Annotated in this window: 20 protein-coding genes; 16 read left to right on the forward strand and 4 right to left on the reverse strand. The window is 63.8% G+C overall.

What is annotated here, in order from left to right:
* The 11 genes from IEX96_RS09025 to IEX96_RS09075 form a co-directional block, all read left to right on the forward strand.
* Window positions 1-2171: phage tail tape measure C-terminal domain-containing protein (locus IEX96_RS09025; RefSeq protein ID WP_188873811.1), on the forward strand; the 2171-nt coding region annotated here is incomplete at its 5' end.
* Between the two features lie 20 nt (window positions 2172-2191).
* Window positions 2192-2821, forward strand: a complete 630-nt coding sequence (locus tag IEX96_RS09030; protein WP_150005197.1) for a DUF2460 domain-containing protein — start codon at window positions 2192-2194, stop codon at window positions 2819-2821.
* Window positions 2818-5616, forward strand: a complete 2799-nt coding sequence (locus IEX96_RS09035; protein ID WP_150005196.1) for a phage/gene transfer agent baseplate hub protein — start codon at window positions 2818-2820, stop codon at window positions 5614-5616. The genes IEX96_RS09030 and IEX96_RS09035 overlap by 4 nt, the downstream gene beginning before the upstream one ends.
* A 38-nt stretch (window positions 5617-5654) precedes the next feature.
* Window positions 5655-6086 (forward strand): C40 family peptidase, encoded by a 432-nt coding sequence (locus tag IEX96_RS09040; RefSeq protein ID WP_150005195.1) that lies wholly within the window; start codon window positions 5655-5657, stop codon window positions 6084-6086.
* Window positions 6087-6088: 2 nt separating this feature from the next.
* Entirely contained in the window at window positions 6089-8335 is a 2247-nt protein-coding gene (locus tag IEX96_RS09045; RefSeq protein ID WP_150005194.1) for a phage tail protein, read from the forward strand.
* Window positions 8335-8991, forward strand: a complete 657-nt coding sequence (locus IEX96_RS09050; RefSeq protein ID WP_150005193.1) for a DUF2793 domain-containing protein — start codon at window positions 8335-8337, stop codon at window positions 8989-8991. The genes IEX96_RS09045 and IEX96_RS09050 overlap by 1 nt, the downstream gene beginning before the upstream one ends.
* Window positions 8992-9013: 22 nt before the next feature.
* Window positions 9014-9274 (forward strand): DUF6127 family protein, encoded by a 261-nt coding sequence (locus IEX96_RS09055; RefSeq protein WP_150005192.1) that lies wholly within the window; start codon window positions 9014-9016, stop codon window positions 9272-9274.
* Window positions 9274-9819: a glycoside hydrolase family 108 protein gene (locus IEX96_RS09060; protein WP_150005191.1), complete on the forward strand. Its 546-nt coding sequence runs from the start codon at window positions 9274-9276 to the stop codon at window positions 9817-9819. The genes IEX96_RS09055 and IEX96_RS09060 overlap by 1 nt, the downstream gene beginning before the upstream one ends.
* Entirely contained in the window at window positions 9816-10340 is a 525-nt protein-coding gene (locus tag IEX96_RS09065) for a 3TM-type holin (RefSeq protein ID WP_150005190.1), read from the forward strand. The genes IEX96_RS09060 and IEX96_RS09065 overlap by 4 nt, the downstream gene beginning before the upstream one ends.
* 248 nt (window positions 10341-10588) lie before the next feature.
* The gene (locus IEX96_RS09070; protein WP_229773633.1) at window positions 10589-11824 is read left to right on the forward strand and encodes a nucleoside triphosphate pyrophosphohydrolase family protein; all 1236 of its coding nucleotides are present in this window, start codon (window positions 10589-10591) and stop codon (window positions 11822-11824) included.
* Window positions 11821-12513, forward strand: a complete 693-nt coding sequence (locus IEX96_RS09075) for a uracil-DNA glycosylase (RefSeq protein WP_150005189.1) — start codon at window positions 11821-11823, stop codon at window positions 12511-12513. The genes IEX96_RS09070 and IEX96_RS09075 overlap by 4 nt, the downstream gene beginning before the upstream one ends.
* Before the next feature lie 22 nt (window positions 12514-12535).
* Here the strand turns inward: IEX96_RS09075 and IEX96_RS09080 are convergent, their stop codons facing one another.
* The 4 genes from IEX96_RS09080 to IEX96_RS09095 form a co-directional block, all read right to left on the reverse strand.
* Window positions 12536-13147 (reverse strand): Nmad2 family putative nucleotide modification protein, encoded by a 612-nt coding sequence (locus IEX96_RS09080; protein ID WP_150005188.1) that lies wholly within the window; start codon window positions 13145-13147, stop codon window positions 12536-12538.
* A 13-nt stretch (window positions 13148-13160) separates the two neighbouring features.
* Complete coding sequence (locus tag IEX96_RS09085) at window positions 13161-13634, reverse strand: TIR domain-containing protein (RefSeq protein ID WP_150005187.1); 474 nt, start codon at window positions 13632-13634, stop codon at window positions 13161-13163.
* A 77-nt stretch (window positions 13635-13711) separates the two neighbouring features.
* Window positions 13712-14371 (reverse strand): hypothetical protein, encoded by a 660-nt coding sequence (locus IEX96_RS09090; RefSeq protein WP_150005186.1) that lies wholly within the window; start codon window positions 14369-14371, stop codon window positions 13712-13714.
* Window positions 14372-14375: 4 nt separating this feature from the next.
* Window positions 14376-14930 (reverse strand): TIR domain-containing protein, encoded by a 555-nt coding sequence (locus IEX96_RS09095; RefSeq protein WP_150005185.1) that lies wholly within the window; start codon window positions 14928-14930, stop codon window positions 14376-14378.
* Between the two features lie 99 nt (window positions 14931-15029).
* Between IEX96_RS09095 and IEX96_RS09100 the strand changes: the two genes are divergently transcribed.
* The 5 genes from IEX96_RS09100 to IEX96_RS09120 all read left to right on the forward strand — a co-directional run bounded on the left by IEX96_RS09100 (window position 15030) and on the right by IEX96_RS09120 (window position 22396).
* Window positions 15030-16871 (forward strand): N-6 DNA methylase, encoded by a 1842-nt coding sequence (locus tag IEX96_RS09100; protein WP_150005184.1) that lies wholly within the window; start codon window positions 15030-15032, stop codon window positions 16869-16871.
* Window positions 16858-18162, forward strand: coding sequence for a restriction endonuclease subunit S (locus tag IEX96_RS09105; RefSeq protein WP_229773634.1), 1305 nt, complete (start codon window positions 16858-16860; stop codon window positions 18160-18162). The genes IEX96_RS09100 and IEX96_RS09105 overlap by 14 nt, the downstream gene beginning before the upstream one ends.
* Window positions 18159-18911, forward strand: a complete 753-nt coding sequence (locus tag IEX96_RS09110; protein WP_150005183.1) for a DUF3800 domain-containing protein — start codon at window positions 18159-18161, stop codon at window positions 18909-18911. The genes IEX96_RS09105 and IEX96_RS09110 overlap by 4 nt, the downstream gene beginning before the upstream one ends.
* A 211-nt stretch (window positions 18912-19122) precedes the next feature.
* On the forward strand, window positions 19123-22074 hold the full coding sequence (locus tag IEX96_RS09115) for a type I restriction endonuclease subunit R (RefSeq protein ID WP_150005182.1): 2952 nt from the start codon (window positions 19123-19125) through the stop codon (window positions 22072-22074).
* The gene (locus IEX96_RS09120; protein ID WP_150005181.1) at window positions 22061-22396 is read left to right on the forward strand and encodes a M48 metallopeptidase family protein; all 336 of its coding nucleotides are present in this window, start codon (window positions 22061-22063) and stop codon (window positions 22394-22396) included. Before IEX96_RS09115 ends, IEX96_RS09120 begins: the two co-directional genes overlap by 14 nt.
* Window positions 22397-22493 lie beyond the last annotated feature (97 nt).

Here is a 22493-nt window from a genome sequence, read left to right on the forward strand (position 1 = left end):
CGGCGGGGCTGGCGGCCGGGGCGGCGCTCGCCGGCGTCGGGCTCGTGCTCGCACGCGGCATCGCCGAAGCCGCCGAGGCCGAGCGGTCGTACCGCCGCCTCGAGGCGGTGCTGCGGGCCACGGGTTTTGCCTCCGGCTTGACCGCGCGCGACATCGCCGGCTTTGCCGACGAGATGGAGCGCTCGACGCTAGCCTCTGCCGAAGCGGTGCAGGACGCGGCCGCGGTGCTCGCCACCTTCCGCTCGGTCGCGGGCGCGACCTTCACCCGCGCCATCCGGCTGGCCCAGGACCTCTCGGCGGTGTTCGGTCAGGACCTGCGCTCGTCGGCCACCCAGCTCGGCAAGGCGCTCGAAGAGCCGGTCCAGGGCATCTCGGCGCTCCGCCGGGTCGGCGTGTCGTTTACGGCATCGCAGAAGGAATTGATCGAGTCCCTGGTCGAGACCGGGCGGACGGCCGAAGCCCAGAAGGTCATCCTCGATGCGCTGGAACAACAGGTCGGCGGCGCCGGTGCGGCGGAGGCCGGCGGCCTCACCGGGGCCGCCAACCGGCTCTCGGATGCCTGGGGCAATCTCCTCGAATCGATCGGCCGCACGCCGGCGGTGTCGGGCACGGCGGAAACGTCGTTGAACCTGCTCGCGCGCTCACTCGAGGGTCTGGCGACGCTGTTCGAGGAGGACCCGATCTCCGTCCAGATCGTCGAGGCCAACAAGGCGTTGATCGAAGCCGAGGACAAGCTGGCGCGGTTCCAGGATCAGGGCCGCGGGCGGGCCGTGGTCCAGCTCGCCGAGCTGCGGGTCGAGCAGTTGCGGGCCGAGGTTGACGCCCTGATTGCCCGGGCGCGGCAGGAGTCCCAGGTCTTTTCCGAGGAGCAGCGCCGCGCCGAAGGAGGCCGGCGGGCGGCGGAATCCGAGCGCTTGGGCGAACTGCTCAGTACCCAGCGCGGGAGCATCGACCGCGCCCTCGATCAGCTCGCGACCGACCCCGCCGAGCGCATCGCCAAGGTCAACCGCGAACTCGACGAGACGAAAAAGAAACTTGAGGCGCTGCGGGCGCCCGATGGCGGCAACGCCGTCGACGTCGACGCGGCCCTCGGCAATGCCGAGGAACTGGCGCGGCGGCGGATCGAAGCGATCGAGCGCCCGGCCCAGGAGGCCGCCCGCCGCGTCGCCGAGGCCAATATGAAGGTCGTCGATGACCTGGCGGGCCAGCTTGCCGGCCTTGCCGACGAACGCGCGGCCTTCATCGACCAGGCCCTCTCGCGTCTCTCCGACGGCGCTACCGACGCCCAGCGGGCAGAGGTCGAGCGGCTCGCGGGCGCGCTGTTCGATGAGAAGGCGGCGCGCGAGGCGCTGGCCGAGGCGATGCGCGCCGAGGACCGGCTGCGCCAGGAGGGTGCCCGCATCATCGCGGCGACCCGGACGCCGGCGGAGGACTATGCCGCCACCCTCGAGCGGCTCAATATGCTGCTCCAGGCCGGTGCCATCGACCAGGACAGCTTCAACCGCGCGCTGGGCGAGGCCGATACGGCGTTCGCCGACGCCCGCGATCGGATGCTGGCGGAGAGCCGCGACTTCGGCGACGGCGTCGACCGCGCCGTTCGTGACATCGCGGACCGGGCGACCGATGCCGCCGCCGCGGCCGAGACGGTGACCCGCAACCTGTTCGCCGGCATGGAGGACGCGCTGGTCTCCTTCGTCACCACCGGCAAGCTCCAGTTCGGCGACTTCGCCCGCGCGATCATCGCCGATATCGCCCGCATCGCCATCCGGCAGGCGATCATCGCGCCGCTTCTGGGCGCCATCGGTGGCGGCACGGGAGGGGGCGGCGGACTCTTCGCCGGCCTCTTCCATGCCGGCGGCGTGGTCGGTCGCGACACCGGTCCCGCGCGCCTGGTGCCCACGGACGCCTTCATCGGCGCACCCCACTTTGCCCGAGGCGGGGTCGTCGGCCCCGACGAGGTGCCGGCGATCCTGCACCGCGGCGAGGCGGTGCTGACGCCGGCGCAAATGGCGATGCTGGGCGAACGTCTCTCGGCGCGGGAGGCGGGGATACCGAGCGTGGTGATCAACTTCAACGGTCCGGTCTCGAACGCCGCCGAGGTCCGCCGCTCCGCCGCCCAGGCCGCAGCAAACCTCGCCCGCATGGTGAGCGCCGGACGGCGGGGTCTTTGATCCGGAATGACTGATCACCGATGACCGACTTCGACGACATCCGCTTTCCGCTCGGGCTAAGCATGGGCTCGACCGCGGGGCCCGAGTTCTCGACCGAGGTCACCGAGTTCGCCTCGGGCTTCGAGGCCCGCAACCGCAACTGGGCCGGCGCCCGGCTGCGCTTCAACGTGGCCCCCGGGGTGCGCAGTGTCGCCGACTATGAGACGCTGCTCGCCTTCTTCTACGCCCGGGCCGGGCGGGCGCGGGGCTTCCGCTTCCGCGACTGGTCGGACTGGAAGTCGGGGACCTTGAAGGCGCCGGTGACGCCGACCGATCAGGCGATCGGCAGCGGCGACGGCGCCGAGCAGTTCTTTGCGCTCGTGAAGACTTACACGTCGGGCGGGATCGATCATGTCCGCCGGATCACCCGGCCGGTCGCGGGGACGGTCCGGATCGCGCTCGGCGGCATCGAGCAGGCGGCAGGCTGGAGTGTCGATATCGCCACCGGCATCGTCACCTTTGACCTGCCGCCGCCTGCCGGCGTGGTGGTGACGGCGGGCTACGAGTTCGACGTGCCCGCCCGCTTCGACATCGACCGGCTGGAGGCCACGGCCCCCGTGCCCAACATGATGCAGCTCTCCGAGATTCCGATCGTTGAGATCCGTGAATGAGCAAATTGATCCCCTATCCGAAGCCCGGAGCCACAGGCACGATCCGCCGCTTCGAGCCGGCCTGGTGGCATGTCGATTTTCCGCTTCCGATGATGGCGACGGTGGTGACCACCGGGCCCGATGCTCTGCGGGTGATGGCGACCTTCCGCACCAACCGCGACCTCATGGGGCTGATCTGGCCGACCGAGGATACGATCGACCACGGGCTCTATGCCTGGCCGCGGCGCAAGGATTATCGGGGCATCGTCTTCGAGTTCGACTGGCTGTCGGCGGGCATCCGTTCGATGGACCGGCTGCAGTCGGTGACGCTCACCGTCGAGACCTATGCCGGGCCCACCCATTTCGTGCGGATATGGAACTATGCAACCGCCGGCACGCCCGACGATTGCCATATCCGGGTGGTCTTGGACGAGACCACCAAATCCGGCTTCTTCGCTGGCACGCTGGTTCCCTGGCATGACGTGAAGCGGCTGTTCTTCTCGCTGCAGCCGGAGCAGGCGGGGCGCGGCAACTGCACGCTGGCAGCCCAGGCGCCGGCTGGCGCGACCTTCCTCACCATCAATGTCGGGGATGCGGGGCCGATCGAGCCGGGGGACCGCATCTTCATCCTCGGCCTTGCCGCCGAGCAGCCGTTCCTCACCGTCACCTCGTCGACCACCGGCCCGGTGCAGACGGTGACGGTCGCCGAGCCGCTCGCGACTGTCGGCGGCTTCACCGTCGCGGCGGGGGCGGAGGTCTTCGTCGAGACCAGGGACGCCGAGCCGATCGGCGAGCAGGAGGCCATGGTCGAGATCGCCAATATCAGCGTCACGGGCCCCAACAGTACGCTACCGGTCGAACTGGCGCCGCGTGCCCCTCACGCCCTGCGCATGGCCGACGGCTTCGACAATGCCTGGCCGCTGACCCCCGAACGCATCGTCGAGCAGGTCTGGCGGCTCGGCTATCGGGATTTCTATGTGCTCTTCATGGGGATCAGCAAATTCCACGCGCTTTCGTGGGACGAAGGCGAGGGGCGCTACATCGTCGATCCGGCAAAGCCGGTCCTGAACGCGCCCACCGCACAGTGGATCGACGACCTGTTCGCCCGGCTCACCGCCAAGGGCTATAAGATCATCGTCTCGCTCTCCTTCGAGATATTGAACCGCTTCATGCCGGCGGCCTGGATGCAGCGCGACCACGCCGGCAATCCGGGGCTCACCGGCTGGCAGCCGCCCTCGTCGCTGATCGCGCCCACGGTGGTGGCGGCGCTCGCCTATCTGCGCGCCGTCTATCTCGACTTGCTCGGCCGCGTGGCGGTCGCGGGCGGCGAGCCCGCCTTCCAGATCGGCGAGCCCTGGTGGTGGGACGGCAGCTTCGGCAGCGAGGCGCCGCATATCTATGACGCCACCACCATGGCGGCCTACACGACGGCGACCGGCGCGGCGGTGCCCGAGCCCAAGCTCACCACCATCTTCGGCCAGCCGGCGGCGCAGCATCTGCCCTATATCCAATGGTGCCGCGACCGGCTGGGCGCCGCGACCGCCTGGCTGGTCGCCGAAATTCGCGCCGTGTTTCCTGCGGCGGTGTCGCACATCCTCCTATTCTCGCCCCAACTGCTGCGCGAGGGGGCGCCGCTTCTGAAGATGCTGAACCTGCCGGTCGAGGACTGGAAATCTCCCGCCTTCGATATCCTCCAGATCGAGGAGTACGACCGCGTCATCGAGGGCGACTTCGCCTTCTCCCGGAAAACCTGGGGGCTGGCGACCGCAATCCTCGGCTACCCGAAGGACCGCATCCATTATTTTGCCGGGTTCAATCTGCTCGCTGCCACCAGCTGGACCTGGTTCAACATCGACCAGGCGATCTGGCGGGCCTTCGCGCAAGGACCGGCGGAGGTCTTCGTCTGGTCGCGCGAGCAGGTGATGCGCGACGGCTGGCTGTTCGACAAGCAGTCCTGGAAGCTCTATCCCGGCCTCACCCATCTCGCCACCTGCTGGCGGATCGCCCGCACCGATGGGGTGGTCCTCGGGTTCACATCGCACGACCGGCCGCTTGAGGTCGACGGGGTCACCTACCGGCCCGCCAACGGCTTCACCGCCTCGGCGCTCGCCTCCGACACCGAGATGGCGGCGGCCGATGCCGAGATGCTGGGCGCTATCGACGCCGACGAGATCACCGCCACCGACCTCTTGGCCGGCCTTTACGACCATGCCGAGGTCGAGCTGTTCCTCGTGGACTGGTCCGATATCACCATCCCGAAGACCATCCTCAGGCGCGGCACCATCGGCACCGTCAGCCAGTCCGACGCCGCCTTCACCGCCGAGCTCCGCGGCCTCGCCCAGCGCATCCAGCAGCCGGTGATCGACAGCTATTCGCCGGAATGCCGGGTCGACCTGTTCTCGGCCCCCTGCGGCATCGACCGCGAGGCATTCCAGATCTTCGCCACGGTGTCGGCGGTGACCGATGGCACGCTCGGCGCCGTCTCCGACAACCGCGTGTTTTTTACGAACGATCTGGCCCAGGAGGACGGCTGGTTCGACTATGGCGAGCTGCTGTGGCTGACGGGCGCCAATGCCGGCAGGAGGACCGAAATCCGCACCTGGACCGCGCCGACGGCCGACAGCCTTGGCCGCCTCGAGCTCTGGGAACCGATGGGCCGCGACATCGCCGTCGGTGACACGTTCCGCATCTGGCCCGGCTGCGACAAGCGGCTCTCCACCTGCCGGGACAAGTTCTCCAACGTCGTCAACTTCCGCGGCGAGCCCCATGTCCCAGGAACCGACGCCATGCTGCGGATACCGGATCCCAAAGCGTGACCAGTAATCAGTGACCGGTGATCAGTGATCGGAACCATATGATGGCAGATGAAATTGTCACTGCCGCACGGCGCTGGCTCGGCACGCCGTTTCATCACCAGGGCCGTGTCCGCGGCGTCGGCGTCGACTGCGCCGGGCTCGTCATTGGCGTCGCTCGGGAGCTGGACCTCATGTGCATCGACGTCACCGGCTACGGCCACCGGCCCGACGACACGGAAATGGAGCGCCTGGTCCGTGCCCATCTTACCGAGATCCCGCTCGCCGAAGCCGGACTCGGCGACGTGCTGCTGCTCTTGATCGACGGCCGGCCACAGCATCTCGCGATCAGGACGGATATCGGCATGATCCACGCCTACGCCCCGGCGCGGAAAGTCGTCGAGCACCGCATCGACGATTCCTGGGCGTCCCGCATCGTGGCCGCCTTCCGTTTCCCGATCACCGATCACCGATCACTGATCACCGGTCACTGAACATGGCCACTCTCGTCCTCACCGCCGTCGGCACCGCCTTCGCGGGGCCCTTGGGCGCCTTCGCGGGCGCGCTGGTCGGCTCGCGCATCGATGCGGCGCTCTTTGGCCCGGTGAGCAAATCCGAGGGCCCGCGGCTCGACGACCTCTCGGTCCAGGCCTCGACCTACGGCCAGCCGGTGCCGCGCCTCTATGGCACGGTGCGGGTCGCCGGCAATCTGATCTGGTCGTCGGGCCTGGTCGAGACCGAGACCACCAAGGTGCAGGGTGGCAAGGGCGGCGGCGGCAAGACCAAGACCACCACCTTCACCTGGCACGTCGACTGCGCCATCGCGCTCGGCAAAGGCCCGATCACGTCCGTTCGCCGCATCTGGGCCGACGGCAAGCTCTTTCGCGACGAGGCGGGCGTGCAGAAACATGCCTCCGCCCTGCGGGTCTATCCGGGTTCGGAGACCCAGCTTCCCGATCCCGTCATCCAGGCGGCCTTGGGCCCGGCCGACACCCCGGCCTTCCGGGGCATGGCTTATATCGTCTTCGAGCATCTGGAACTGGGCGACTTCGGCAACCGCATCCCCAACTTCACCTTCGAGGTGGTGAAGGGCGAGACGGCGACGGTCGCGACCGTGATCGAGGATCTGTTTTCCGACGCCGATATCCCGTTCCTCGATGCCGCGCGCACCGAGCGGATCGACCTTCAGGGCTACGCCATCGCCCGTCCGACGACGCTGCGCTCGGCCCTCGACCCCCTGCGATCGGCCTTCTTTTTCGACATGGCCGAGATCGAGGGCGTGCTCGAGGTCTTCCCGGTCGACGGCACGCCCACCGCCAAGGTGCCGGGCGGGCATCTGGCTGCTCATCCTTTCGGTACCGACCGGCCGCGGACCTTCGAGGCGAAGCGCACCGCCGACCTCGAGCTGCCGCGCCAGGTGACGGTGCAGCATCTCGACCCGGCGCGGGACTTCCAGGCCAATAGTCAGCGGGCGCGGCGCTCGACCTTGAACTCCACGGCCGACATCACGGTCGACCTGCCGCTCATCCTCGGCGCGGCCGAGGCCAAGGCGATCGCCGAGCGCATGCTGTCGATCGCCTGGGCGCGCCGCGATGCGGTGACACTCCAATTGCCGATGCTCTACCTCCATGTCGAGCCGGGCATGAAACTGGTTACCAGCCTCGAGGAGGGACGGGAACGACTGCTGCGGGTGACGCGCAAGGAATTGCGCCCGCCGGGCACCGTCCTGCTCGAATGCGAGACCGATGGGTCGAGCGTGCTGACCAAGGGGGCGCTGGCCGCGGGAGCCGCCGTGCCGGCCCAGAAGGTCCTGCTGCCGGGCGTGACCGTCGCCCATCTTCTCGACCTTCCGATGCTGCGCGACGCCGACGACGATGCCGGTTTCTATGTCGCCGGCAACGGCGCGTCCGCCGGCTGGGCCGGAGCGGTCCTGTTCCGCTCGCGCGACGGCGGCATCAATTACGATCCCTTCCTCGATTTGCCGACCGGCGCGGTGATCGGGACGACGCTCGATGCCCTGACGCCAGGGCCGGCCGACTATTGGGATCGGGAGGCGAGTGTCACGGTCGCCCTCCTGGACCCGGGCGACACGCTCGCCTCGGTCATGGAGGCGGACGTGCTGAACGGCGCCAATGCGGCGCTGATCGGCGAGGAGATCGTGCAGTTCACCAGCGCGACGTTGACGGCACCCGGCCAATATCGGCTCTCCGGATTCCTGCGCGGGAGGAAGGGCACGGAGGGCGCGATCGCCACGCATCAGACGGGCGAGCGCTTCGTGTTTCTCATCGGCGGCGGCGTTCTGCGGCCGGTGGTCGAGACTTCGGAGATCGGCGTCGCGCGCCACTTCAAAGCGGCTTCGGTCGGCACACTCGTATCGGACGCCGAGTCCGTCGAGTTCACCGACACCGGCCGGGCCTTGCGGCCCTATGCCCCGGTGCATTTGGCCGGACGCCGCGATGGCGACGACCTCGTCGTCACCTGGATTCGCCGCACCCGCCTCGATGCCTCCTGGCTCGACGGCGTCGATGCGCCGCTCGGCGAGGAAGCCGAGGCCTATGAGGTCGACATCCTCGATGCCGCGGACACCGTGGTGCGAACCCTGTCCGCGACCACGTCCACCGTCACCTATTTGGCCGCCGACCAGATCGCCGATTTCGGCGCCGTGCCGGTGTCGGTTCGTGTCCGAGTCCATCAACTGAGCGCCCGTGTCGGGCGCGGAATGCCTACGGAGGGAATTCTCTGATGCCGTCTCCCAATCTCGCGCTGCCCTATATCGTCCAATCCCAAGCCCAGAAGGAGGTGACCCACAACGAAGCCCTGAACCGCCTCGACGTGCTGGTCATGCCTTCGGTGCTCGACGCCGACCGCACCGTACCGCCCGCCGCCCCGGCCGAAGGCGACCGCCATCTCGTCGCCTCCGGCGCCACGGGGGCTTGGGCGGGGCATGACGGCGCCATCGCGGCGTGGTTCGCGGGCTGGCGGTTCCATGTGCCCGCCACAGGCTGGCGGACCTTCAACCGGGCCGACGGCAAGACCTGGGTCTTCGATGGCGCCGGCTGGCTGGAAGACGTACCCGACTTGAGCCCGGGCGCGTGGCAGATCCCGTCCCTCAACATGAACTGGATCGGCCTCGGGGGCAGCTGGCAAAACCCGCGATACCGTATCGACAAGTCCGGTCTCGTGACGATCGAGGGCGCCATCCAGAACGGCACGGCGTCGGAAGATGGCGTGATCTTCACCCTGCTCGCCGGCTACCGGCCGGAGAGCGATCTCATCTTCCCCGGCTACTCGGCCGGGGGCCTCAGCCGCTGGAACATCCACGCCAATGGTGACGTCGAGGTGGCCGCCTCGAACATGTTCTTCACCAGCCTGTCCGGCATCCGGTTCTATGCCGCTTGAAACCGATCAAGGAGGTCGGAAAATGAACGACACCGATCAACATCTCGAAGCGGTGATCGCCCGCGCCGTCGAGCAGGGCGTCGCCCGGGCGCTGGCCGAGATCGGCCTCGAGAATGGCAAGGCGCGCGAGGACATCCGCGATCTCAGGGCTCTCCTCCACGCCCTGCGTCTCGCGCAGCGCACGGCTTGGCAGACCATGGTGCGGCTCGTCACCACCGCCGTCTTCGCCCTGCTCTTGGCCGGCCTCGCCTGGAAGCTTCACCTCTTCAATGGAGGCAATTGATGGAAAGGATCGAGAAACTGCTCGACGAGGTGCTCGCCCGCGAGGGCGGCTATGTCCATCACCCGGCCGACCGCGGCGGGCCGACCAAGTTCGGGATCACGCGGGCGACGCTCTCGGAATGGCTCGGCCGGCCGGCGAGCATCGACGAGGTGCGTCAGCTCGACGAGGAAACGGCGCGCGAGATTTATACCGCCCGCTATCTCGCCGGCCCGCGCATCGACACGCTGCCGGACGAGATCGTGGACCAGGTGTTCGACATGGCCGTCAACCACGGCCCGCGGCGCGCCGTGCGCATCCTGCAGGAGATATTGGGGCTTGCCGGCTGGCGGGTCGATGTCGACGGCACGGTCGGGCCCGAGACGCGCCGGGCTGCGGCCGAGGCACAAGAACAGATGGGTCCGTTCCTCGCCAATGCCATCGCCGACCAGCGGGCGAACTTCTACCGCCGCCTCGTCGCCGCCGACCCGGCGCAGAGGGTGTTCCTGCGCGGCTGGTTGAAGCGCGCCGAATCCTTCAAACAACCCGTCGAGGAGTCCGTGGCATGATCGGAAAACTGCTTTCCATGCTCACCGGTGGCGGCGCGCAGCGCCTCGTGGAGACCGTCTTCGGCGACCGTGCCGCCCGCGACCGCTACGCCGCCGAGGAGCAGATGGCCGTGCAGACCGGCTTCCAGGCCGAGTTCTCGCACCGCGAGCGCCGCACATGGTGGGACAGCTTTGTGGACGGCCTCAACCGCCTGCCGCGGCCGCTGATGACCTTCGGCGTCATCGCCCTCTTCGTCTGGGCGGTGATCGACCCGCCGGCCTTTTCGCTTGCCATGCTGGCGCTCCAGAACGTGCCGGAGATGCTCTGGTACATCATGCTTTCCGTCATCGGCTTCTGGTTCGGCACCAAGATGATCGAGAAAGCCCCGCGCCGCATCGAGGGGCCGAGCGTCGAGGACGTGAAGCGCGTCCACGACCTCGAGGCCGAGCGGCGCTACCAGGAGGAGATTGCCGACACCTCGAAGCCGCTCTCGAACGCTGCGATTCTGGAATGGAATAGGCGGAGGAAAGCAACGGAGTGACGGTCCAGCTTTCCCGTGAGAGGCATTCGCTTAGCTTTATTTGTCGTCCCTCGGCACTGTGCCGTGGCTTCAAGTCCACAGCGGGATATCTGTAGGCTGATGCAGGTTGATCAGGGGTTCCCAAATTGCTCCATTTGTGATTCTCTACCTCCGTCGCTTAACGGTTGTACCATCGTTGGCGGATCGGTGTGATCGCTACGTCAAGGCGGCGAAGGGGGAGTTCGGCTCAGGGGAATGGGGGAAATCAGTTGGCGACAGCCGACGAAATCAGGCTTATTCGCTCACAGCTTGGGCTGTTTCCTGATGCCGAAACGCCCGTCAGCCTAGACGAATACCAACAGTTCACCACCAAAACCGACAAAAACAAGCGGCCGGGTGTCGCCGGATTGGGGTTCGTGCTTCTCGGACTGTTTGGTGAAGTTGGCAGCCTTCTGAGCGAGCTAAAGAAGAAGCAGAGGGATAGGGACTCCTATGTCGCCTACCGTGACGCCGTCATCGAGGAGTTCGGAGATGTGCTTTGGTATTTTGCCAATGCGGCCCTCCGTGCGAACCTCTCTCTTTCCGCGATAGCCAAGCTCGTTCCTGCCGATCTTGCCAACTGGGAATATCACGGGCGCGAGGGGGCATCGACCTTCGTCGATCTCCAGACAACAAAGGCAGAATTTTCAGGGCCGCGCTCCACAATGCGGGTTGAAAGGCGGCTGCTGGCGCTGGCCGGAAAGGTCGGTCAGCTCATGGAGAATTTCAGCAACAAGAAATTCAAACTAAATCGGGACGCACTCTCTGCCAATCTCGTAGAAATTTTCCGCGCGCTGATTGCAGCAGCCGATGATGCCGATGTCAGTCTCGAGGAAGCCGCATGCCGGAATATCGCGAAAGCGTTCAGCCGCTGGCCCTTAGAACGAAAGTGGGGGGCCCTCTATGACGAAAGTGAGCGCTTTGACGAAGACGAACGCCTGCCTCGCCGAATCAAAGTGGTGTTCAAGGAGAAGGACGTTGATGGGAAGAAATACGTCTTTCAGCAATGCAACGGTATCAACATCGGCGATCGGTTGACGGACAATCGGTTCGAGCCGGATGACTATCGATTCCACGACGTGTTTCACCTCGCATATGCGGCGATCCTCGGCTGGTCCCCGGTTATGCGTGCCCTGTTCAAGGTCAAGCGCAAGAGCTGTCCTAAGATCGATGAGAATGAGGACGGTGCACGCGCCATCCTGATTGAGGAAGGCGTTTCAACATGGGTTTTCAACCACGGCCTTCGGAATCATCATTTTCGTAGCATCAAGTCCCTTGACTATTCACTCCTGAAGGCTATCCGCGAACTGGTGAAGGGGTATGAAGTCGAGGACCGTCCACTCTGGCAATGGGAGCGCGCGATTTTGGAAGGATTTCGTGTGTTCAGAAAATTACAGGAACACCGTGGCGGCACGGTCATTGCCGATTTGAACAAGCACACCCTCACTTTTAGAGCACCGAAATGAATGAGATTGGAAACTCGCCGGTTCTCGCCTTCTTAGAGCACCTATCGTCGTTACGATTCAATAATGCCTTCAATCCTTATGCCGACACATGCCCGGACTGCGACGAGGGTGACGCACCGGCGACTCGTCGACGCAACCTTGAATTGGTTCTTGAGGCCGCCCTTTCGAAGGGGGTGGATTCAATCTGGATCGCTCGGGACCTCGGGTATCGAGGCGGGCGCCGGACAGGTCTTGCCTTGACGGACGAGGTACATTTGTCATTTCATGCAGCACTCTTCGGCACGCCGCCGCTTTTGCGCGCCACCAAAGGGCCTGCGCTCGCTGAGAGGACTGCGACGGTTGTTTGGCGCATGCTTCGAGTGATCGAGCGCCCGATCTTTCTGTGGAACGTCTTTCCGCTCCATCCACATGAGCCGGGTGATCCGATGTCGAACCGCAGTCACACCCGGTCGGAACGGGAGGCCTGTCAACCCTTGTTGGCTTGGCTCTTGGAAAAGCTGAAGCCAAACAATATTGTCGCCATCGGCCGCGATGCGCACGGCGCTCTTCAAAGCATGGGCGTGAAAGCGACCGCGGTGCGACACCCAAGCTATGGCGGCCAGGCGGAGTTCATCAGTGGGCTCACCACTATTTATGATTTGAACTCTCGCAGTGGTAACGGGCTCCCGCAGCTTCCTTTATTCCACTGAGAGGGCCTCCATGGCTTCCGCATCAGGGGGACAGCGCCCAGTCAAGTGGAGTCCCGACGTATCCATGCTCGCCCTGAGACCTGATCCATTCGATGAACCCCTGAACAAACAGGTCGGGGAAACGGTTCTTGTGCCCTCGACCGGCACATAAATCCGTGCCCCGACTGCCGCGAAAGCGTTCGGGAATTTCGGGCCCGCTACCGCCCCAATAGATGTAGTCATCGCTTATGAGAACGCGATCCGTCTGTGTGTCATTAGCAATATTCTTCTGGTTTGCGCACCCGTCCGCGTAGCTGTGGTGCGAATTTTCCTGGCACCAAGCGCCTAACACTGGATCGCGATGATAGATATTGTCGCCGAAAGCTTGTTTCTTGCTTCCTGCCAAGTTCGGCCTCTTGAGAAAGAATCGGGGATCGCCCCAGAACTCGTCAAAGGTCATTGTCTCCGTCACGCGCATCGCGAACACCATATGGCCGTGACGACGACGGGTCTTGGAACCAGTTCCTACCACCCAGTCGCCGATTTGAGCCATGCGTCTGATGATCGGTTTACACGTGGCGAGAGTGCAGAAGCCGTAGAACGGATTCGGCGCGAAGCCAAAGTCCCGGGCGACTACATACGAGTGCAGCTTCACGCTTCGATCTCCATCAGCAGCTATAGCGGGTGATTGGTCGGTCCGTCCGCAAATCCCCTTCTGGCGTTCTCCAGTCGTTAACATGGCCGGTGATGGCATCGATGATGCGGTCGCTATTCCAGCCGACGACAGCGTCCGCATACTGATCCAGGGCGTCGGGAACGTCACACTGGGCGGCGCCATGCGCCCAAACGCCGACAATGCGCTTGCCGAGCCTGTGCGCATATTCGATTTCCCAATTGACCCAAGGGCTGTTGCGGGTCTCCGGGGAAATATAGACGATCATGGTCCCAGCCCACTGAATGCGGGGGGCCAGAATTTGGGATTTGATGTACTCGGGGCTAGTCGCGTTATTCGGCTTCTCCGCGTTGATGGAGCCATCCCGTATATTGAAGCCCCTCTTTCCAAGGAGCTCCTTCATTTTCCCGAGGCCATCATCGTCCTCGTGGACGTGGCTAATGAAGACGTTTCGAGTTTCTTCGGCCATGAGAAGTTCCTCCATCATGTTGTCCCCGCCCAATTCGGGCGAAGGTCACGTTGACCGATTACCGATCTATCACCCTCTCACTCCGTCATGACCAAGCGACGCATGTTTTCTCGATAGCTAATCAGGCGCCGATTGACCTGCTCCATGTCGGCCTTCAACTCATCGTACTTTGGGAATTTTTGTTGTATTTCCTGCGGGTCGATCACCAGATCGCCGTCCTTCTTTTCCAATTCGTTCTCGTACCACCGCCGAAAGCGTGCCTGCCATGTCGTCAAATGGGGTCGCAGCCCCTCGTTCAGGACTTCTATCGACAGCTTGATGATCTTCTGCGTGCTTTTGTGGCGTACCTTGTTGACCGGGATTGATTTCACGAGCTCCCGGGTGACGCCGAAGAAATCGTGCCAGCTGTTGTAGATTTCGGCGATCACGTCATGCTCGAAATCGATGGGCAAGCCGATCTTCCGTGTGCTGAGTTCCACCCAGATCGCATAGGCGACTTGTCGATCGGTCATATTGGGCTTGAGCCGGAGTTTCCCGGTGCCCGTGCCAATCTCGGCCTGATCGATCTCGAATTCCTTCCAGCTCGATCCACCGGAAATCCATCGCCAAATGGCATAGATCGCGACCGGGACCAGAAGCGCACCGACGACCCAGACACTGACTTGGATTGCGAGCGACCAATCCGACAGAAATCGGACGGACAAGAGGTCGATATTCGATTGTTCTATGGTGTCCATCGGTTCACCCACATTGCCGGTTGTAGCCAAAGCGGTCTCGGGGATTGTCGATCCATCGAGCGTGCGTCCTGCGGTGCTGAAAGGCCTCCTCAATCGCGGCCCACAGCGCATCCGAAGATTGCGGATACGACAACCAACGAGCATAGCAGTCATATCCCGCATTCTTCTTTTCGAGACTCAGAAGGTTTGTGTTTAGACGTTCGGGAAATATGCCGTTCTCGGGAAAGGTCGGTAGTTTGATGGCGAGCAGCCCGTTGGGTAATCCGCCTTGTGGCGCTCGCAGGGACGCCTGGATTTCCCAGTCGACATAGCGCCGTGCCCATGTGCACCTGCCGAGCATCACCAAGGTGACGGTGGAGTCCGAGATGTATAGTTCCCGGATGCGCCGCATGACGTAATCGGGATTCGTGCTATCGATGATGTCTTGCGCCATCGTCTGCCCCAGCCCGCGCGCGATGAAGAGATTTCGACCATGATCGAAGGTATTCAAGAATTGATCAACCCACGCTTGATCAGCATGGTGGTATGAAATGAAGCACTTTCGGCGAACCAATCTCATCTTTTCCCGTTTCCTCCCGTTCGTCCCGCCTCAATGCGCCGATCTGGGGGCATTCGGATCCGGCTTGACGATAAATCAAATATAACAGATATAGCAAACATGACAAAAAGACAGGACATCCCCTCCATCCTTCGCGCCATCCGCGCCAACCTCAACCTGACGCAGGAGCAGCTCGCCGAGCGGCTCGGCGTGTCGTTCGCGACCGTCAACCGCTGGGAGGGCGGCGCCAACATGCCGCAGAAAGCCGCGCGCGCGACCATCGCCGCTCTTGCCAACGAGGCTGGCGTCGACATGGAAGAGTCTAGCGCGGATTCGACCGAGGCGGCAGCGAAAGTGACCCGCCGCCGCACCGGCACGCGCTCCGCCACGCCCTCCACGAAATCCATGGAGCAGATGCTGTGGGATGCGGCCTGCTCGATCCGCGGCGAGAAGGACGCGGCCAAGTTCAAGGACTACCTGCTGCCGCTCCTCTTCCTCAAGCGCCTGTCAGATGTCTTCGACGACGAGATCGCGCGGCTGGCGGAGGAATATGGCGACCGCGAAACGGCGCTGGAGATCGCGGAGGAGGACCACGCTCTCCTGCGCTTCTACCTGCCGCCGGAAGCGCGCTGGGCGGTGATCAGCGGCCGGCAACCCTATGAATGGCCCAGCGACGAACAGGGTCGCCCCACGCGCCCGAGGGACATTGGCGAGCACCTGACCAGGGCGGTGCGCGCGGTTGTTCGTCATAACCCGTCCCTGTCCGGTGTCATCGACGTGGTAGACTTCGCCGCCGAGCGGAACGGCGAGCGAGACATCAATCCGGCCAAGCTGCGCGAGGTGGTCGAGACCTTCTCCGATCCGCGCTATCGCCTCGGCCTCGCCGACGTGCAGCCTGATTTCCTCGGCCGCGCCTACGAGTATCTGCTGCGGAAGTTCGCGGAAGGCTCGGGCCAGAGCGCCGGGGAGTTCTTCACGCCGACCGAGGTGGGATTCCTGATGGCGCACATCATGCGCCCGAAGCCCGGCGAAGAATGCCACGACTATGCCTGCGGCTCGGCGGGGCTCCTCGTGAAGCTCCAACTCGTCGCGCGCGAGCTCGACCCCACCAGCAAGGTTCCCCTCAAGCTCTACGGCCAGGAGCTGACCGCCGAGAGCTACGCCGTCGCCCAGATGAATGCAATCATCCACGACATGAGCGTCGAAATGGCGCGCGGCGACACGATGATCAATCCGAAGTTCAAGACGGCGGACAGCAAGATCCGCACCTACGACATTGTCGTCGCCAATCCGATGTGGAACCAGCCGTTCAACCCGGACATCTTCGCCGATGATCCGTTCGACCGGTTCCGAACGGCTGGCGGCGCCACCACCGGCAAGGGCGATTGGGCCTGGCTCCAGCACACGCTCGCCTGTCTGAACGATCGCGGCCGGGCAGCGGTGGTGCTCGACACCGGGGCGGTGACGCGCGGCTCAGGGAGCAAGAACGAGGACAAGGAACGCAACATCCGCAAGTGGTTCGTCGAGCACGATCTGATCGACGGCGTGATTCTGCTGCCCGACAACCTGTTTTACAACACCACGGCCGCCGGCGTGATCGTGGTGTTGCGCAAATCGAAGCCCGCCGACCGTAAGGGCAAGATCGTGCTGATGAACGCCTCGCGCTGCGTGCAGAAGGGGCGGCCGAAGAACTTCATCCCCGAGGAGGACATCCGCCCGCTGGCCGCCGCCTACCTGAAGGGCGAGCCGGTTGACGGCGAGATCGCCGTGATTACCCGCGAGCAGGCGGCAGAGGCGGATTATAACCTGAGCCCGAGCCGGTGGGTAGGCGAATCCAGCTCTGTGGAAGTCGGCTCGGTAAGTGAGCTGGTCCGCGAACTCGGCAAACTCGACAATGAGGCGCATCAGCTTTCGGCCATGATTTCCAAGATGCTAGCGGGGGTCGTCGATGAGCCTGCTTGATGCCGATCTTGGAGAAGGCCGTGGTTGGACGAAGGTCGGTGACGGCTATGCGGTGACCAAAAAGCCGCGGGGCCTGGACCGTACCAAGTTTGCGACGGTCCCCTTTGCCGCGATGGAGGCTATTCCTCAGGGCGGGGCCTACTCGCCCGATTTCGTCATGAAGCCGGGCGATGCCATCGCCAGCGGCACTTACTTCGAGCGCGGCGATGTCCTTGTAGGCAAGATCACGCCGTCATTCGAGAACGGAAAGCAGGCTCTGATACAGGAACTGCCCGCGCCATTCGGCTATGCGACGACCGAGGTGATCCCGCTTCATCCGATCTCGGACCGCCACGATCCTCGATTCCTGTTCTTCTACCTCCTCCACCCCGACGTCAGGCACTACGTTGCGGAACGGATGGAAGGATCGACTGGGCGCAAACGGGTCCCGGAGCATGTCCTGCTCGACCTTGCCATCCCGGACCTTTCGCAAGTCGAACAGAAGGCCGTCGCGGACGGGCTCGAGACGCTTCACAGAGCGATTACAGCTGAGGGGTACTGCGAAAGAACAGCCCAGGACCTCAAGCGCGCGGCGATGCGGGCGCTGTTCACCAAGGGCCTGCGCGGCGAGGCGCAGAAGGAAACCGAGATCGGCCTGGTGCCGGAGAGCTGGGAACTTCGCTCGCTCCTCGATCTTTGCGATATCCGGAGCGGCGGCACACCACGGAAGTCTGTTCCTGAGTACTGGAACGGAGAGATTCCGTGGGTTTCGGGGAAAGACCTGAAGGCGCCCACGCTTGACGATGCAATTGACCATGTGTCTGCCGAAGGGGTCGAGGCAGGCAGTCGATTGGCTCCTGCCGGGACAGTTCTCGTCCTGGTGCGAGGAATGGGTCTGGCGAAGGATCTCCCGGTCGCGGTCATTACTCGCCCCATGGCCTTCAACCAGGACATCAAGGCTCTCGTGTCGCGTGGGAAATTCAGCGGCAAGTTCCTTCGCTCCGCAATCTATGTCCACAAGGATCGGTTGCTGGCGAGAATTGTGCCGTCGGCGCACGGGACGATGACTTTGAACCTGAATGATATCGAGACGTTCATGGTGCCTTGCCCCGCAGATCCCACCGAAGCTGATGAGATCGTCGCCATCCTCGACGCCATCGATCGGAAGATCGACCTGCACCGCCGCAAGCGCGCCGTGCTCGACGAGCTTTTCAAGGCGCTCTTGCACAAGCTGATGACCGGCGAGATCCGCGTCGCCGACCTCGACCTCTCGGCGCCGGATGCGAAGCCGGTTGCGGAGGTGGCGGCATGATCGATGCCGGCATCGCCAATTCCCGTTTCATCGCCTTCTTCGACGAATGCGGCGACCATTCGCTCGTCAAGATCAACCCGCAGCTTCCCGTCTTCGTGCTGTGCACGCTCATCGTCGAGCGCGAGGTGTATGCGCGGAGGATCGTCCCGGAAATCGCGGCGTTCAAGCTGCGCTACTTCCCTCATGAAGGCGTCAATCTCCATAGCCGGGATATCCGTAAAGCCGAGGGGCCTTTTTCCATCCTCCAGAACGCGGAAGTGCGTGAGCGTTTCATGGACGAATTGACGGCGCTGATGGAAAGTTTGCCCTTCACGCTGTTCGCCACGGTGATCCGGAAGGATGCGCATTTGAAGCGGTATGGAGACGAGGCCGCGAACCCCTATAACGTCGCGCTGGAATATAGTTTCGAGCGGATACTCCATTTCATGGAGGCCAATCGCGCCACCGACTTGCCGGTGATCGCCGAAGCGCGCGGCAAGAATGAAGACAATGAATTGCGCGCCAGCTTTCACCGCCTGATGACACGGGGGACCTATTACAATGAAGCGGAACGGTTCCGCCGCCTCGTGTGCCCGCTGGCGTTCCGCCGCAAGCACGACAATATCGCAGGGATTCAGTTGGCGGATCTGTGCGCCCATCCGATCGCGCGTAGGATCATCAAACCCAACCAACCCAATCGCGCCTTCTCCGCGATCGAGGGCCATTTCTATGCGGCCGGCAGGGTGAAGGGCCTGAAGGTGTTTCCCTAATGAAAACGAGCGCCTCCGGTATTACCAGACGACGCCCGCCGATCGGGCATTCCCGATCCCACGATCCATATATGCATTTTGGCCCCAAAAGTCAAAGGAAATGTGCCCGCAGGGCTTCGGCAGCGAGTGCTGCCATCGAATGGAAATCATTATATTTCAACATGTTATATCGTCTGTCAGCGCCTCTGGCGGGCACGCGGGAGGTGTCGCCATGACCGATCTCTCGATCAGCGAGGCCGGCACCGTCCAGTTCCCGATGGTGGCCCACGCCGCCAGCATCGGCTGGACGCCGATCACGCCCGAGGTCGCCAAGCAGAAGCGCGGCGGCGAGGCGGGCATGATGCTGCGCGACGAGCTGGAGGCGGCGCTGGCCAAATTCAATCCGTGGATGACGGCCGATGCCATCCGCCAGGTGATCGAGAAACTGGAGGCGATCCCGCCCACCATCGAGGGCAACCGCGAGGTTCTGTCTTGGCTGCGGGGCGAGCGGCAATGGTACGACGAGAGTGAGAAGCGCCACCGCCATGTTCAGCTCATCGACTTCGAGACGCCGGGCGAGAATGTCTTTCACGTCACCTGGGAATGGAAGCTGAAGCCGCCGGCGCGCAAGGGCAACCGGGCGGATGTGATGTTCGTCATCAACGGCGTGCCCGTGTGCATCGTCGAACACAAGAACCCCAAGGATGGCGGCGCCATCGACCGGGGCGTGACCCAGCTCAAGCGCTATGAGAAGGAGACGCCAGAGCTGATCGGCGCGCCCCAGCTCTTCAACGTCACCCATCTGCTGGATTACTGGTACGGCGTGACCTGGAACGCCAATCGCCGCTTCATGGCCCGCTGGAAGCAGCAGCCCGAAGAGACCTACAAGTTCGCGGTGCAGGCGTTCTTCGAGCCCACCGACTTCCTGCGTACGCTCCGCGACTGGATCCTGTTCTATGTCGAGGACGGCGAGACCCGCAAATCCATCCTGCGCCAGCACCAGCGCATCGCCATCGACAAGATCGTTGCGCGCTGCGAGGACAAGGCCAAGAAGCGCGGCCTCGTCTGGCACACGCAGGGCTCGGGCAAGACCTTCACCTTGCTCACCGCCGCGAAGCTGATCCTGGAAGACAAGGCGCGGTTCCAGAACGCCACCGTCATCCTGGTGGTGGACCGCACCGAGCTCGAGGGTCAGCTCAAGGGCTGGGTCGAGAAATTGCTCGGCGAGATGCAGAGCCAGGACATCCCGGTCTGGCGGGCCAACTCCAAGGCCGAGGTGCAGGAGCTGCTCAAGACCGACAAGCGCGGCCTGATCATCTCGATGATCCACAAGTTCGAGGGCATCGACAAGGACGCCAACACCCGCGAGAACATCTACGTCTTCATAGACGAGGCGCACCGCTCCGTCGCCAGGGACCTCGGCACCTACATGATGGCGGCCGTGCCGAACGCGACCATCATCGGCTTCACCGGCACGCCGATCGCCAAGACGGCGCAGGGCGAAGGCACCTTCAAGATCTTCGGCACCGAGGACGAGCAGGGCTATCTCGACAAATACTCGATTTGCGAGTCGATCGAGGACGAGACCACGCTGCCCATCCGCCACACCATGGCGCCGAGCGAGATGACAGTGCCGGCCGAACGGCTGGACAAGGAATTCTTCGAGCTCGCCGCCGCCGAGGGCGTGACGGATGTCGAGGAACTGAACAAGGTGCTCGACCGCGCGGTCGGCCTGCGCACCTTCCTCACCGCTGACGACCGCATCGAGAAGGTCGCCGCCTTTGTCGCCGAGCACTTCAAGGAAAACGTGCTGCCGCTCGGCTACAAGGCGTTTCTGGTCGGCGTGAACCGCGAGGCCTGCGCCAAATACAAGCGGGCGCTCGACAAGCTGCTGCCACCTGAATGGTCAGAGGCCGTCTACACCGAGAACGCGGCGGACATCGTCGACCGCCCGCTGGTGGCCGAGGTTCAGCTCTCGCCCGAGCGCGAGGCCGATGTGCGCTTGCTGTTCAAGAAACCGAACGAGGCCCCGAAGATCCTCATCGTCACCGACAAGCTGCTCACCGGCTACGACGCACCGCTGCTCTATTGCATGTATCTCGACAAGCCGATGCGGGATCATGTGCTGCTCCAGGCCATCGCCCGCGTGAACCGGCCTTATGTCGACGCCAATGGCGTGCAGAAGCGCGTCGGTCTCGTTGTCGATTTCGTCGGCGTGCTGCGAGAGCTGAAGAAGGCGTTGCAGTTCGACAGCTCCGACGTCAGCGGCGTGATCGAGGATCTGGACCTCCTTCTCAAGGATTTCCTCGGCAAGATCGAAAAAGCCAAGGACGATTACCTCGACGCCGGCGATGAGGGCAGCGCCGACGAGAAGCTGGAGAGGCTGATCTATGGCCGCTTCCTCGATCCCGAGCCGCGCAAGGCGTTTTTCGAGGCCTACAAGGAGATCGAAGCCTTGTGGGAAATCCTTTCGCCTTCGCCCGAACTGCGCGATTACATCACGACCTTCAAGCGGTTGGCGCAGCTCTATGCCGCCGTGCGGAACGCCTATGCGGACCATGTCGGCTACGTCGCCGACCTCGCCTACAAAACTCGCCGCCTGGTCGAGGAGAGCGCGACGCAGGAGGGCCTCGGCCGGCTGACCAAGACGGTCACCTTCGATGTCAAGACTCTCGAAGGGCTGCGCGGCGAGCGGGGGTCGGACGAGGGCAAGGTGTTCAACCTCGTGCGCGGGCTCCAGAAGGAGATCGAGGACGAGGCCGACACCGCTCCGGTCCTGCAATCCCTGAAGGACCGTGCGGAGAGGATCCTGAAGGATCTGGAGAACCGGAACACCACCGGCCTCGCCGCCATGGACATGCTGGCCGCGCTGGCAAAGGAAAAGGAAGAGGCGATCAAGGCCGCGAAGGATAGCGGGCTGTCGACGCGGGCGTTCGGGGTCTACTGGGCCTTGAAAGACGACGAGGCCCTTCAAAAAGCGGGCGTTTCGGCAATGGAACTGGCCCAGGAGGCGGAAACGCAGATCGTTCGCTTCCCCAATGCGAGGGTCAACGACGATGAGCGCCGCAAGCTTCGGGCTGCGCTCTACCGCCCGCTGCTGGGGCTCGGCAAAGAGGAGCGAGGCCGTGTAGTCGATACCGTCCTCGCGATCCTGCTCGATGGCGATCACGATGCGAACGCGTGAAGATCGGCGCGAACACCTTCGTCAACGCGTCGAGTACTGGTCTGAGCGGCTCAAAGCCGAACCCCGGATCGTACGCGTGCAGTGCATGACGCGGAAATGGGGTTCGTGCTCGACCAGCGGCATCGTCACGCTTGCCGACGATCTGGCCGGTCAGGACCCGGAATTCCAGGATTTCGTGATTGTGCATGAACTCCTGCATTTGCGGGTGCCCAGCCACGGCCGCCTGTTCAAGGCACTGATGACGGCACACGTGCCAGGATGGCGGAGCCTTGAAGTCGCGCGGCGCCAATATCGAGATGTCTCAGCTGCATTCGAGGCTTGAAGGCGGTAGAAATGCGGATCAACACAGCAATCTCTCCGCCGCAACGGGAGTTCGCGGTAACGTTTGTCCCTGCGTCACCGGGCTGGTCGAACGTTAA

Source organism: Iodidimonas muriae, from assembly GCF_014647255.1.
Lineage (GTDB): Bacteria > Pseudomonadota > Alphaproteobacteria > Sphingomonadales > Rhodothalassiaceae > Iodidimonas > Iodidimonas muriae.